The sequence below is a fragment of the Gordonia sp. AC31 genome (assembly GCF_031844505.1).
Lineage (GTDB): Bacteria > Actinomycetota > Actinomycetes > Mycobacteriales > Mycobacteriaceae > Gordonia > Gordonia hongkongensis.
Genome location: NZ_JAUZVK010000001.1, coordinates 280164 through 293362 on the forward strand (window position 1 = coordinate 280164; position 13199 = coordinate 293362).

Annotated in this window: 14 protein-coding genes and 2 tRNA genes; 5 read left to right on the plus strand and 11 right to left on the minus strand. The window is 67.8% G+C overall.

Annotated elements, in window-relative coordinates:
* Positions 1-17 precede the first annotated feature (17 nt).
* Positions 18-1205 carry a TetR/AcrR family transcriptional regulator gene (locus tag Q9R39_RS01285; protein WP_078112763.1) on the plus strand — a complete coding sequence of 396 codons (1188 nt, stop codon included), beginning with the start codon at positions 18-20 and terminating at the stop codon, positions 1203-1205.
* 453 nt (positions 1206-1658) lie between these two features.
* On the opposite strand, the gene Q9R39_RS01290 is transcribed toward Q9R39_RS01285, so the two are convergent.
* The 5 genes from Q9R39_RS01290 to Q9R39_RS01310 all read right to left on the minus strand — a co-directional run bounded on the left by Q9R39_RS01290 (position 1659) and on the right by Q9R39_RS01310 (position 5536).
* Positions 1659-2552 carry a hypothetical protein gene (locus tag Q9R39_RS01290; RefSeq protein ID WP_311276980.1) on the minus strand — a complete coding sequence of 298 codons (894 nt, stop codon included), beginning with the start codon at positions 2550-2552 and terminating at the stop codon, positions 1659-1661.
* Positions 2553-2614: 62 nt separating this feature from the next.
* Positions 2615-3040 (minus strand): pyridoxamine 5'-phosphate oxidase family protein, encoded by a 426-nt coding sequence (locus Q9R39_RS01295; protein ID WP_311276981.1) that lies wholly within the window; start codon positions 3038-3040, stop codon positions 2615-2617.
* 67 nt (positions 3041-3107) lie between these two features.
* Entirely contained in the window at positions 3108-3860 is a 753-nt protein-coding gene (locus Q9R39_RS01300; RefSeq protein ID WP_311276982.1) for an isocitrate lyase/phosphoenolpyruvate mutase family protein, read from the minus strand.
* Between the two features lie 48 nt (positions 3861-3908).
* Positions 3909-4556, minus strand: a complete 648-nt coding sequence (locus tag Q9R39_RS01305; RefSeq protein ID WP_311276983.1) for a dihydrofolate reductase family protein — start codon at positions 4554-4556, stop codon at positions 3909-3911.
* Positions 4557-4675: 119 nt separating this feature from the next.
* Positions 4676-5536 carry an SDR family oxidoreductase gene (locus Q9R39_RS01310; RefSeq protein WP_311276984.1) on the minus strand — a complete coding sequence of 287 codons (861 nt, stop codon included), beginning with the start codon at positions 5534-5536 and terminating at the stop codon, positions 4676-4678.
* A gap of 108 nt (positions 5537-5644) precedes the next feature.
* Between Q9R39_RS01310 and Q9R39_RS01315 the strand changes: the two genes are divergently transcribed.
* The 4 genes from Q9R39_RS01315 to Q9R39_RS01330 all read left to right on the plus strand — a co-directional run bounded on the left by Q9R39_RS01315 (position 5645) and on the right by Q9R39_RS01330 (position 6678).
* Positions 5645-6034: a helix-turn-helix domain-containing protein gene (locus tag Q9R39_RS01315; RefSeq protein ID WP_068971883.1), complete on the plus strand. Its 390-nt coding sequence runs from the start codon at positions 5645-5647 to the stop codon at positions 6032-6034.
* A 60-nt stretch (positions 6035-6094) separates the two neighbouring features.
* Entirely contained in the window at positions 6095-6283 is a 189-nt protein-coding gene (locus Q9R39_RS01320; protein ID WP_058252067.1) for a hypothetical protein, read from the plus strand.
* A 126-nt stretch (positions 6284-6409) separates the two neighbouring features.
* Positions 6410-6482: transfer RNA gene (locus Q9R39_RS01325), tRNA-Asn, on the plus strand.
* A 122-nt stretch (positions 6483-6604) separates the two neighbouring features.
* Positions 6605-6678, plus strand: a tRNA-Ile gene (locus tag Q9R39_RS01330).
* 62 nt (positions 6679-6740) lie between these two features.
* On the opposite strand, the gene Q9R39_RS01335 is transcribed toward Q9R39_RS01330, so the two are convergent.
* From Q9R39_RS01335 to Q9R39_RS01360, 6 genes are all read right to left on the minus strand, one after another.
* On the minus strand, positions 6741-6980 hold the full coding sequence (locus tag Q9R39_RS01335; protein ID WP_311276985.1) for a three-helix bundle dimerization domain-containing protein: 240 nt from the start codon (positions 6978-6980) through the stop codon (positions 6741-6743).
* A 99-nt stretch (positions 6981-7079) separates the two neighbouring features.
* On the minus strand, positions 7080-7631 hold the full coding sequence (locus tag Q9R39_RS01340; protein ID WP_311276986.1) for a dihydrofolate reductase family protein: 552 nt from the start codon (positions 7629-7631) through the stop codon (positions 7080-7082).
* A 162-nt stretch (positions 7632-7793) separates the two neighbouring features.
* On the minus strand, positions 7794-9716 hold the full coding sequence (gene dnaG, locus Q9R39_RS01345; protein ID WP_311276987.1) for a DNA primase: 1923 nt from the start codon (positions 9714-9716) through the stop codon (positions 7794-7796).
* Positions 9717-9779: 63 nt separating this feature from the next.
* On the minus strand, positions 9780-11096 hold the full coding sequence (locus Q9R39_RS01350; RefSeq protein ID WP_078112889.1) for a deoxyguanosinetriphosphate triphosphohydrolase: 1317 nt from the start codon (positions 11094-11096) through the stop codon (positions 9780-9782).
* Positions 11089-11574, minus strand: a complete 486-nt coding sequence (locus tag Q9R39_RS01355) for a cold-shock protein (protein WP_058252071.1) — start codon at positions 11572-11574, stop codon at positions 11089-11091. The genes Q9R39_RS01350 and Q9R39_RS01355 overlap by 8 nt, the downstream gene beginning before the upstream one ends.
* Before the next feature lie 136 nt (positions 11575-11710).
* A complete protein-coding gene (locus Q9R39_RS01360) occupies positions 11711-13096 on the minus strand; it encodes a glycine--tRNA ligase (RefSeq protein WP_078112890.1) in 1386 nt (461 codons plus the stop codon).
* Positions 13097-13199 lie beyond the last annotated feature (103 nt).

The following is a 13199-nucleotide window of genomic DNA, read 5'->3' on the forward strand; positions in this document are numbered from 1 at the left end:
GGATAGGCTCTGTCGTCATGACCGCACGTCCGCAGACGTCGCGCCCGGACACCGGCGCCCGGCGTCGCCGTCCCGCCGACCGGCGACGCATGATCGTCGACGCCGCGGCGAAGGCCTTCAGCGACGGCGGGTACCACGCGGTGCGGCTCGACGACATCGCCGACGCCGTCGGAATCTCCACCCCGGCGCTGTACCGGCATTTCCCGAACAAGTACGCACTGTTCGCCGAGACCACCGCCGACCTCGCGACCGGCCTGCGCGACGTTCTCGACACCGTCCCGGAGGGGTCGCCCGAGGAGTTGCCCGCACTCCTCGAGGCGATCACCGCCACCTCGTTCGACAATCGCCGCCGCGGTGGGCTGTACCGGTGGGAGTCGCGCTACCTCGAGCCCGCCGACGCCGCGATCGTCCGCGATGTCGTCGTCCACCAGCATCGTCGTGTGCGTGCCGCCGCCCGCCGGCTGCGCCCGTCGCTGACCGATCTCGACGCCAATCTCGTTGCCGCCGCAATGATCAGCGTCGCGGCAAGTCCGACAACGCATCGCGCCTCGTTGCCGGCCCGCGAGGCGACGGCGTTGATGTCGGCCGCCGCGATCGGCCTGCTCGAAGTCGAGCTGCCAGAGCCGACCGACCCCGAGCCGCCGTCGGTGACCGGACTCGCCCCGGCCGCCAAGCGCGAGGTCATCCTGACCGAGGCGATCGAGCTGTTCGCCGCCCGCGGGTTCCGGGACGTGACGATCGAGGACATCGCACACGCGGCCGACCTGCCGGCATCAGGCGTGTACCGCCACTTCCCCAGCAAGGTCGCCATTCTCGAGGCCTCGTTCTGGCGAGCGACCGACCGGGTCACGTCGGCCATCTCCGACGCGCTGGCGGCGTCGACCACGCCCCGCGAGGCGATCGCCGCGATGGTCGCCTCGTACGTCCGGTTATCATCCAGCGCAACCGATCTCATCGCGATCTACGAGACCGAGATCGGGCACACGACTCCACAGGCACGCGAGGAACTACGCAACCAGCAGCGGATCACCGTGGACGAGTTCGCCACCTGGCTCACCCGCGTCCGCGACGAGCTGTCGCTCTCGCAGGCGCGGTTCCTCGTGCACGCTTCCCTGAACGTGGTCACCGACCTGTCGCGTCAGTCCCTACCGCCCTCCCCCGACCGGATCGACGCACTGGCGATGCGGATTCTGTTGCACGGCTGACTATCTGATGACCGGCAAGCACGCCGGACCCCGCTCCCTGAGGAGCGAGCTTGCGAGCGTCGCCCCCCGCCCCCTGAGGTGCGAGGAGCGTTAGCGACGAGCCACGAAGGGTCCGACCACCGAGGATGCGAGACCCTTCGTGACGCGCCCTCCGCAAGCTCCGGGCGCTCCTCAGGAGCAGGGGGTGGTCGCCGCCCTCCGCAAGCTCCGGGCGCTCCTCAGTATCTGCGGCCTCGCCGCCGTCGTGGACCACGAAAGGACTCTCGTCAGCATCCAAATCTCGGCTCCCTGAGGTGCGAGCGAAGCGAGCCACGAAGGGCTTCGCAACGTGTCTCACCAGGCCCTTCGTGGCTCGTCGCTTGCGCTCCTCGCACCTCAGGGATCAGGCGTTTGAGGTTCTCTCGGCTCAGGGAGCAATAGGACTCGCTTCCTTCGGATCAGGGAGCCGAGGCCTCACAGCACCGCGAAGTCGTCCATCAGCCAGCGACCATCCTGCTCCACGAGGGTGACCTTCACCCGCGACTGATACGGGAACCCTTCCGGGAACTCCTGAGCGGTCTGCGGCGATTTCAGGGTCTGGTCCAGGGTGACCAGCACCACGGCCTTGCCGTCGTCGACGGACATGAGGCCCGCATTGTCGGCCGTCGCCGTCGACACCGATTCGGCCTCGGCGGATCCGCGGCGGGCGTCCTGCGAAGACTCGATGTAGGTCTGGGTGAACGCGGGCGTGGAGATCTCCCGGATGCGTCGGTCGAGGTCTGCGTAGTCGGCTGAGTTGTAGGTCGAGATCTCGGCCGCGTACCGCCGGGCGGTCTCGAGGAGGGACGTCGTCGTACCGGCCGACGCGCTCGACTCGGTGCGTTCATCCGCATCCACGTACGCCACGGCGAGCACCGCCGTCGACGCCGCGAGGACGACGACCGCCACGATCAGCGCGATCACCGCCCACGGTCGGCTGCCGACCGTCGAGGTCCAACCGGTCCACCGGTGGGAACCACTCCTACGCGCCGTGGCGGGATCGAGCTTGCGGGGGGTGCGGTCCGAGCCAGGGCCTGGGTCCGCGACCTCGGTCGTGGCATCGCCGGACCCGTCGGCGTCGTCCGTATTGGCCGGCTCGTCGGCACCCGTGGGCTCGTCAGCCGGGCGTCGGCGTTCGGCCTTGCGGGCTGCTTTCGCCGCCTTCGCCTCGGCCTCGGCGCGGTACTTGTCGCGGTTACTGCGATTGGCCTGCAGGAACTCGTTGCCGTCGAGCGGGGTGACCTGCTCGCCCGTCGGCGATGTCTCCTGGTGAGACTCCGCGTCGACGGACTGTTCGGGCTGGTCGGACGTGGAACGCGACTTCGGCATGCGTTCAATGTAGCGAGACGGCCCCGACCGGTTCGTCTCGCTGCCGGATCACTGCCCGTCGGTCAGAGCGCACCGAGGTCCAGGGACACCCACTGTTTCGGTTCGAGGAACAGCTTGGTCTGGGGACCGTGGTCTTTCTCGGCCATCTCCACGTAGGGGTCGACGGCCTGGGGCGGGAGGTAGCGCGCCGCCATCTCCTGCAGGTCGCCGCGGGTGCCCGGAACCATGTCGACCGCATCCCCCGACACCGCCACGTACATCAGCCGCGGCGACACCTCGTCGACCATGAGCGTGAACCGCCCGGCGGTACGGATGAGCCGCAACTTGCGCGATTCGGTTCCGGTGAGCAGCCAGGGGCGACCGCCCGGCTCGTACTGGTACCACACCGGGACCGTGAGCGGCGCCCGGCCGGGCTCGGCTTCGACCGACAGCGCCGCGACATGGGGTTCGGACAGGAACGCTTCTCGTTCGGATTTCGTGAGTGCCATGATCCGACGGTAGTTCGGACCACCGACATACTCCTCCGGGTTCGACGACCCGGAGGAGAGCGGTTGACTACTTCCAGGGTTCGAGAACCTCGGCGGCGCGTTCGGCGAGCACCATCTGGAAGATCGGTCCGAAACTGACCCGGGCGACACCGAGTTCGGCCAGTGCCGCTTTGGTGTTCTTGGTCGGATGGCCGATCGCGTTGACCGGCAACGGCAGTTCGCTGGTGAGCCGCTTCTGCGTGGCGTCGTCGTGGAAACCGACCGGGTAAAGCACGTCTGCGCCGGCATCGGCAGCCAGCTTCATTCGCTCGATCGCCCGGTCGAGGCGGTCGGATTCGTCGCCGACCTGCTTGACGAACAGGTCCGTGCGCGCATTGATGACCACGTGGACATCGGTGGCGTCGGCCGCCGCACGGAGCGCACCCACAAAATCGGCGTGCTCCTGTGCCTCGCGAAGGCGTCCGCCCTCGCTGTGCACGGTGTCCTCGATGTTCAGACCGACCGCACCCGCGGCGATCAGGCCCTCGATGAGCGTCTTCGGGTCCTCCCCGTAGCCGGACTCGATATCGACGGAGATCGGGACGTCGACCGCCGCGGTGATCTGCCGGATGCGAGTGGTCAGTTCCTCGAACGTGATTCCTTCGTTGTCGGGCTTGCCGATCGAGTCCGACACCGGGTGGCTACCGACGGTGAGCGCGGTGAACCCGGCGGAGATCGCCAGGTTCGCCGACCAGGCGTCCCACACCGTGGGCAGGATGACCGGGTTTCCCGGCTGGTGGAGTTCGAGCAGAGTCGTGGCCTTGCTGGCGAGTTCCGTCATGGTCCCTACAACTACGCGAGTTCCCGGTCTCATTCCACCGCCATTGCGCTACTTGCGCCAGAACAGATGGTGCGTCACGCCACTGGTACTCGGGACGGACTCGTGGTGATACCTGTCCTCGAGCTCGTCGGGCGAGTCCCAGAGCCGCAGTCCGGCCCCGATCGTGACGGGTGCGACGGCGATGTGGAGGGTGTCGATGAGGTCGGCGTCGAGGAACTCCCGGACGGTGCTCACGCCGCCGCCGATACGTACGTCCTTGCCGTCCGCCGCGGCCTTCGCCTGCTCGGCGGCCTCGACCGGGGTCGCGTCCAAGAAGTGAAACGTGGTGTCACTCAGCGTGAACGACGGCCGCACATGGTGCGTCAGTACGAAGACGGGAGTGTGGAACGGCGGCTCATCACCCCACCAGCCCTGCCACTCATGGTCGGTCCACGGTCCGCGCTGATAACCGAACTTGTTGCGGCCCATGATCTCCGCACCGATGTTATGAGCGAAGTCGCGCGTGAAATAGTCGTCGAGGCCGCGGGTGCCACCCGGGTCGGTCCGGTTGGGCCAGCTCGCGGTGGCACCCGCCCACGACATCAGTTCCCACGGTTCGACGCGGTCACCGAAGGGACGCTCGAACGTCTGGTTCTCCCCCGCCCCGACCCCGTCCTGCGAGATCGAGAAGTTCTGGACCTTGAGTAGCTGAGGCATGATTACGCTTCCTTGTCGGCCGGCACGAGCAATCTATGCGGACAGACTCGGCGGCGCAGGCAAACTCATCGATGCGACTCGGGGCGGAGCACGCCGGACGCCGATCGTGCGACGCCGGGTCAGGCGAGCGCCTGCGCGATGACCTCGGCGACCGGGGTCGACGACCTACCGATGAGCGATCGGAGATCGCCGGAAGTGGTGTCGAGCTCACCGCGGCTGATCCCGGCATCCGCGCCGGCCAGCATCGCGGCGACCGGTTCGGGCAGACCCGCGCTGACGAGAGCGGCCTGGTAGTCGGCTTCGGAGAGGTCGCGGTATTCGACGCTCGACCCGGACACCTCACCGATCGCTTGGGCGAATTCGCCGTAGGTCAGCCGCTCGTCGCCACCCAACTCGTAGACCTTGCCGACCTGGTCGGTGTCGGCGGTGAGGACCGCTGCGGCCGCAGCCGCGTAGTCGGCGCGAGCGGCGGCAGCGAGTCTCCCCTCACCCGCGGCACCCAGGAGTGTTCCGGTCGACGCCGCCTGCGGGATGGCGGCCAGGTAGTTCTCCCAATACCAGCCGTTGCGCAGGATCACGGCGGGCACCGACGACTCGTTCAGCCGGGCTTCGGTGGCGACGTGCTCGGGAGCCAGACCCAGACCGCTCGTGTCGGCGTGCAGCAGACTGGTGTAGGCGATCAGTCCGACGGAGTTGGCCTCCGCCGCCTCGATCACGTTGGTGTGCTGGGCAACACGCTGCCCGACCGCCGAACCCGAGACCAGCAGCAACTTGTCGACGCCGGCGAGGGCGTCGACAAGTGATGCCGGATCGTCGTAGTCGGCGACACGGACCGAAACGCCGTGCGACACAAGATTCGAGGCCTTCGACTCGTCGCGGACGATCGCCACCACGTCGGCGGCGGCAATGCCCCGGGCGAGTAGTTCGTCGATCACGAGTCCGCCGAGCTGCCCCGTCGCGCCGGTCACTGCTGTGGTCATCTGATTCCTCATCTCTGTCGGTTGAACGACACCCAGTATGCACTTACTTTTCGTAAGTGCAACACGAACTGTTAGCAAGGTCTCGTCGATTCGGCTACCGTTGAGCACATGACCGAGATGAGCGACCAGTCCCTCGAGGCGGACGTCTTCGCCCGGGACTGCTCGTCCCGGACGACACTGCAGACAGTCACCGGACGGTGGGGCAGCCTCGTGCTGATCGCTTTGGGAGAGAGCAACTATCGATTCAGCGCGCTGCGGCGACGCGTCGACGGCGTGAGCGAACGGATGCTCTCGCAGACCCTCCAGAGCCTCGAACGCGACGGCATGATCGTGCGCACCGTCCTCGAAGCCATCCCGCCGAAGGTCGAGTACCACCTCACTCCGCTCGGCAGGCAGGTCGCCGACCAGTTGAGCGGCCTGATCGAACTCGTGCAAGACAACATGCCGGCGGTCCGCGACGCCCAGGCCGACTACGACGAGCGACGCGGCGGCGACTGAAACCGCTCTCGTCGGGTACACGTGGAGACGTAGGAGTTCGACGACGAGAGGAGCGTCCCGATGACGTCACCGGAAGCCGACCTGCCGGTCGAGGCCAACGAGGCCGATGCACTCGAGCAGGCCCAGACGGCAGCGCCCGACCCCGCTGAAGGTGTCAACCCCAGCGTGCCGTTCGAAGCCGACGACGCCGACGCCGCCGAACAGGCCACCGAGGTCGAGATCGACCCCGAGGACTACCCCCGGGAGTAGCGCAGCGGGCGGCCTGGCCGCCGCATGCGGCTGACCGCCCGTTTTGTCGTCCGACATGACCATGCGCTAAAGTCTGTCCTCGGTCCTGATGACGCGCTCCACGAGCGCCGAGCAGGTCCGAGGCAGTCCCCCATAGCTCAATTGGCAGAGCATTCGACTGTTAATCGAACGGTTACTGGTTCGAGTCCAGTTGGGGGAGCAAGAGGCCCGTCACCCGCGTCGGCAGGTGACGGGTTTTCTCGTCTTCGGCAGTCGTGCCGGTCCGCATTCATATGACCGTCGACCGTGCGGTAATGTCCAGCAGCGGGCTCTCGGGCCCACGGGGCGGTAGCTCAGTCGGTTAGAGCCGCGGACTCATAATCCGTAGGTCGCGGGTTCGAGCCCCGCCCGCCCCACGCACGAAAAGCGTTGTAGCACAGAGCGAGAGCAAGCAATCCCCCGGCCGGGCCCGCAGCGCTCACTCACCCACGGCGGGTGGCACATCGGCCGAGTCGGCCATCACCGAGGAGCCACTGAGGGTCTCGTTGGCGCGGCGTTCGACCAGCAGCGGCACGAAGTCGCGCACGTCGGTGCCATCGAAGTGTCGATACGCGGCTTCGACCGCCTCGGCCACTTCCTCGGGTTTTCTGTCTCCGTACATCCCGATCAAGCGGTGCTGCACCTCGGTGACCTGCCGGCGCTCGTCATTCGCGTCCACGGCCCCACGCTAGGCAGTCGCCGGTCGCCTCGCAGCGTGGGAGAACGAACCGTCGCCGACTATTCAGCTCGAGTTCGTCGCCGACCGCCGCCACCGGGCTCATCGTTCGACGCGACACCAGTACTCGGTCTCACCAGGAATGGGCGTGAGTCTGACCTCGCCGCCCTGGGGACGGTCGAACAGCCGGACCCCCGCTCCCAGGAACACGGGGACGAAGAACACGAGCACCTCGTCGAGCAGCCCGTGATCGATCATCTGTCGCGCGACGTCGGCGCCGATGACGGTGACGTAGCCGTCGCCGGCCGTCCGTGCGGCCAGGTCGACGGCCTCGTGCAGATCCGAGACGAACGTGACGCCGTCGACGGGGTCTGCCGGCGGGTTGTGCGTGAGAACGACGGCGGGACCGTCGTATTCGCCGCCGAATGCACCTTCGCGGTCGGTGCCCTTGTTGGGGTCGTCGCCGCGGAACGACCGGTGGCCGACCAACACCGCGCCGGTACCGCGCATCAACCGGTCGGCCGCGTCGTCGGCTGCCTGGTTCTGGCCGTCGGCGGGGACGTCGAAGAACCGGGTCAGCCACGACATGTCACCGCCGGGGCCGGCGATGAACCCGTCGAGAGACGCCGTCGCCGAGTAGATGGTGGTCGCCATGTCCAGTGCCCTTCGTCGGGGTTGTCGACAGATAGACCGGCGCCACCACGGGAACTCATCGGTCCGGCGGGGGGCCGCGACTCGGCTCAGCCAAAGAAGGACGACCTGCCGCTGCGCTCGTCGCCGGCTCGACCCGCAGAGCCGGCGGCCGCCCCGCAGGACTCAGCCCGCGTCGACGATGGGGTCGACCGCCTGTTCCAGCAGGCTCCGACGGTAGGCCTCGAGGGCGACGAGATCGCCGAAGACCGCGTTGTACCCGTCCGGATCGTCGCTGGGTGCCATCCGGCGTAGACGCGACTTGATGTCGGCGATCTGGGAACCGACCCACACCTCTTGCAGCCTGGCGAGCACGCTCGTGATGTAGCGCGCGATGTTGTCCTCGTCGACCGGCATCGACTCGACCGCCAGTTCGGTCACCAGCGGGTCGATGACCGGGTCGTCGACGGCATTGCGCACGGCGTCGACCCAGGCCGCGCCACCCAGCCCGGCCGACGTGCCCCCGAGGCCGGTCATCGCCTGCCGGATGATGGCGTAGGCCGGCTCGTTGAAGCACTCGACGGGCAGCGAGTCGAAGACCGTGCCGGCGATCGCCGGATACTGCAGCGCCGCCTTCAGCGCTTCCCGCTGCGGCCACAGGCGCGGGTCGTTGGGCTGGGGGCGGGCCGACGTCGGCGCGGACTCCGCCTCCGGCCGGTTGCGGGCACCTCGACCGCTCCCCCGTCCGCCGGAGTTGCTGACGCCCTGCGCCTTTCGGATTCTCGCACCTTCTTCGCGCACCCTGCCGAGAACCTGGGAGACCTCTTCCCAACCGACCCAACCGGCCAGCTGGCGGGCGTACTCGTCACGCAGCGCGATGTCCTTGATCCGGGCGACCACCGGCACGGTGTCGCGCAACGCGTGCACGCGGCCCTCCGCGGTGTCGAGGTCGTGGCCGGCGAGGAGGGCCTTGATCGCGAACTCGAACATCGGCACCCGACGCGCGACCAGATCGCGGACGGCGGCGTCGCCCTTCTCCTGCCGGAGTTCGCAGGGGTCCATGCCGTCGGGCGCGATCGCCACGAACGTCTGCCCCGAGATGGACTGCTCGCCCTCGAAGGCCTTGAGCGCGGCTGCTTTACCGGCATCGTCCCCGTCGAAGGTGTAGATCACCTCGCCACGGAAGTACGAGTCGTCCATCATCAGCCGCCGGATGAGGGCGAGGTGGTCCTCACCGAAGGCGGTGCCACACGAGGCGACCGCGGTGGTGACACCGGCCAGATGCATCGCCATGACGTCGGTGTAGCCCTCGACGACCACCACCTGATGCCCCTTGGCGATGCTCTTCTTCGCGTGGTCGAGACCGAACAGCACCTGAGACTTCTTGTACAGCATGGTCTCCGGCGTGTTCATGTACTTGCCGAGGTTGTCGTCGTCGAACAGTTTGCGGGCGCCGAACCCGATGATGTCGCCACCGAGATTGCGGATCGGCCAGAGCAGACGGCGGTGGAAGCGATCGATGGGCCCCTTGCGGCCCTGCTTCGACAGACCGGCAGCCTCGAGTTCGCTGAACTCGAAGCCCTGCGACAGCAGCGCCTTGGTCATCGTGTCCCAGCCGGCAGGTGCGTAACCGCAACCGAATTGGACGGCCGCCACCGCATCGAAGTCGCGTTCCTTGAGGTAGTCGCGCGCGGGCTGCGCCTCGGGTGACTGCAGCGCGGCCGCGTAGAACTTGGCCGCGGCGGCGTTGGCGGCCACCAGTCGCGCGCGGGTGCCGCGGTCCCGCTTGATGGCGGTACCGCCGCCCTCGTAGTTGATCTGGTAGCCGATCCGGTCGGCGAGCTGCTCGACCGCCTCGACGAAGCTGATGTGCTCCTGCTTCTGCAAGAAGCTGTAGACGTCACCGCCCTCGCCGCAGCCGAAACAATGGAAGTGGCCGTGATTGGGACGGACGTGGAACGACGGCGACTTCTCGTCGTGGAAGGGGCACAGGCCCTTGAGGCTGTCGGCACCGGCTCGACGCAGGGCGACGTAGTCGCCGACGATGTCCTCGATCCTCGTCTGCTCACGGATCGCCGTGATGTCGCGATCGGGAATTCGGCCTGCCACGCGACCAGTGTAGTGACGCCGGTGAGGCCGCCCGGCCGGGTACTTCGTCGACCACGATCCGGCCTACCCGAGGTGCGCCTGGGCCCCCGAGTTGTGCTTGTCGGTGCGCTCGAGCCGGCCTTCGGTCATGGACGCGATCTGGTCGACGATGACGCGCATGCGGGCGGCATCGTCGGACGCGGCGTTCCACCACGGCACGAAGATCGGGTCCAGGCCCCCGGGCGCCGCCTCGGCGAACCAGTTCGCGACCCGGTGGATGCGTTCCCGCTGACGACGCTGCGTCGCCTTGTGCCGCTCGTTGGAGAAGATGAAGCGCAGGGCCAGGGTCTTGAGCATCGACACCTCGGCGGCGATGAGTTCCGGCACCTCGAGGTCGGCGTCGTAACGCGACACCGGCCGGTCGCCGACCACCTCGCGGGTGCCGGTGATCGCGGCCGACGCGAATCGGCCGATGAACTCACTCGTCAACCTCTTGAGCGCGACGTAGGAGTCGAGCGTGCCGTCGAAGACACCCACCGACCGCACGATGTCCATGCGGTGCAGGCGGGCGGCGGCGTCGACGAGGGCCTCGGGGTCGAGACCCGGGAATTCCTTGGCGCCGATGTCGGCGAGCGCGCGTTGGTCCTGCGGATCGCCGAGGGTCCGCAGGTCGATCCGGCCACCGATGACGCCGTCCTCGAGGTCGTGCACGGAGTACGCCACGTCGTCGGACCAGTCCATGATCTGCGCCTCGACGCACTGTCGGGTCCCGGGCGCCTCCCGACGAATCCACGCCAGCATGGCGGCATCGTCGTCGTAGGCGCCGAACTTGCCTCCGGGTGTGCGTCGGGTCCACGGATACTTCAGGGTCGCGTCCAACGACGCGCGGGTGAGGTTGAGGCCGGCGCTGCGCCCGTCGGCATCGAGCAGCTTGGGTTCGAGCCGCGTCAGGATGCGCAGGTTCTGGGCGTTGCCCTCGAAACCACCGTGGTCCGCCGCCACCTCGTCGAGCGCGCGTTCGCCGTTGTGTCCGTAGGGCGGATGCCCGATGTCGTGGGCGAGTCCGGCGAGTTCGACAAGGTCGGGTTCGGCGCCGAGACCGATGGCGATCCCCCGGCCGATCTGCCCGACCTCGAGCGAATGTGTGAGCCGGGTACGGGGCGTGTCGCCCTCGCGCGGACCGACGACCTGCGTCTTGTCGGCCAGCCTGCGCAGGGCGGCCGAGTGCAGGACCCGCGCACGGTCCCGCGCGAAGTCGCTTCGATGGTCGGTCCGGGTGCCGGGCAGGCTCGCGACCTTGGCGCCCTCGGGCACGAACCGCTCGACGGCCTCGTCGCCGTAGGTTGCCACCGTCGGGAGCACATGCCCGACCGTCTCGGGACCCTGTCGGGTGCTAGTCAAGCACCCAGCCCCGGGCGACGGCGAAGTCGGTGACCCGCTGCCTGATCGCCACGATCTGACGAGCCGTGAGGGCGCCGTCGGCGTCGAGGAGCAGCTCGGTGAGCTCTTCGGTGAACGCGGCGGCATCCAGCGAGCCGCCCCCGCCGCGCGGACGACGACTGCCGCGGTCGTCGTGACGTCCGCGGTCGCCCCGGTCCCCACGATCACGGTCGCGGCCGTGGTGCTCGTCGCGGCGGTGCGCCCGTGCGCCGGCGGTGTCGTCGGCCGGCGCGGCCTCGGTCACCGCGACGTTGACGGCCTTGGAACCGCGGTCGGTCTCCTCGATGTCGAAGGACACCTTGGCACCCGGTTTCAACGAGTTCTCGTCGATGTCGATGTCGTTGATGTGGAGGAACACATCGGCGCCGCCCGATTCCGGCGCCAAGAACCCGAATCCCCGATTCGCGTCGTAATGAACGACTTTCCCGCTGACAGACACGACTCCACTCACTCTCTCGTCGCGCGCACGACGGACCCCATGCCCTACTCCACGCGACAACTCGTCATCGATTGTGACAGACATCCGCAGGTCAGGCGGAATCGTGAACACCCGGCCCGCGCGGCCGGGAGCAGGATCAGGCGCCGAGCAGCTTGCCGCCGAGATACTCGGCGACCTTGTCGAGCGCGACCCGCTCCTGGCTCATGGTGTCCCGTTCGCGCACCGTGACGGCCTGGTCGTCGAGGGTGTCGAAGTCGACCGTCACGCAGAACGGCGTGCCGATCTCGTCCTGCCGGCGGTACCGCTTGCCGATGCCCTGTGCGTCGTCGAACTCGACGTTCCAGTGCTTGCGGAGTTCGGCGGCGAGGTCGCGGGCTTTCGGCGAGAGCTTCTCGTTGCGCGAGAGCGGCAGCACGGCGACCTTGATCGGGGCCAGCCGGCGGTCGAGCCGCAGCACCGTCCGAGTGTCGGTGCCGCCCTTCGCGTTCGGCACCTCCTCCTCGGTGTAGGCGTCACACAGGAAGGCCATCAGCGAGCGGGTCAGGCCGGCCGCCGGCTCGATGACGAACGGGGTGTAGCGCTCACCCGACGCCTGGTCGAAGAACGACAGGTCCTCCCCCGAGTGCTTGCTGTGGGTGGACAGGTCGTAGTCGGTCCGGTTGGCGACACCCTCGAGCTCACCCCACGGGTTGCCGGTGAACCCGAACTTGTACTCCACGTCCACGGTCCGCTTGGAGTAGTGCGACAACTTCTCCTTCGGGTGGTCGTAGAGCCGCAGGTTCTCCGGGTCGATGCCCAGGTTGACGTACCAGTCGAAGCGCTGGTCGATCCAGTACTGGTGCCATTCCTCGTCCTCGCCCGGCTTGACGAAGAACTCCATCTCCATCTGCTCGAACTCACGGGTGCGGAAGATGAAGTTGCCCGGTGTGATCTCGTTGCGGAAGCTCTTGCCGATCTGCGCGATGCCGAACGGCGGCTTCTTGCGCGCGGTGGTCATCACGTTCTTGAAGTTCACGAAGATGCCCTGCGCGGTCTCGGGACGCAGGTAGTGCAGACCCTCTTCGTCGTCGACAGGCCCGAGGAACGTCTTCATCAGACCGCTGAACGCTTTGGGTTCGGTCCAGTTGCCGGGCTGCCCGGTCTCCGGGTCGTTGATGTCGGCCAGACCGTTGGCCGGCGGGTGCCCGTGCTTGGCCTGGTAGGCCTCGATGAGATGGTCGGCGCGGTAGCGCTTGTGGGTGTGCAGCGACTCGACCAGCGGGTCGGTGAACACCTCGACGTGGCCCGAGGCCTCCCACACCTGACGCGGCAGGATGACCGACGAGTCGAGGCCGACGACGTCCTCGCGGCTGATGACCATCGTGCGCCACCACTGCCGCTTGATGTTCTCCTTCAGTTCGACGCCGAGCGGGCCGTAGTCCCACGCCGATTTGGTACCGCCGTAGATCTCACCGCACTGGTACACCAGGCCCCGGCGCTTGGCGAGGTTGACGACGGATTCCACATTGGACTGGGCGGCCACGGTTAACTGCTCTCCACGGGTTGAGGTGTTCGGCTGGGACGGTCGTACTGACGCTCGGTGCTCGACGTGCATCCACCAGATGCGGGCGGCAACCCGTACAGAC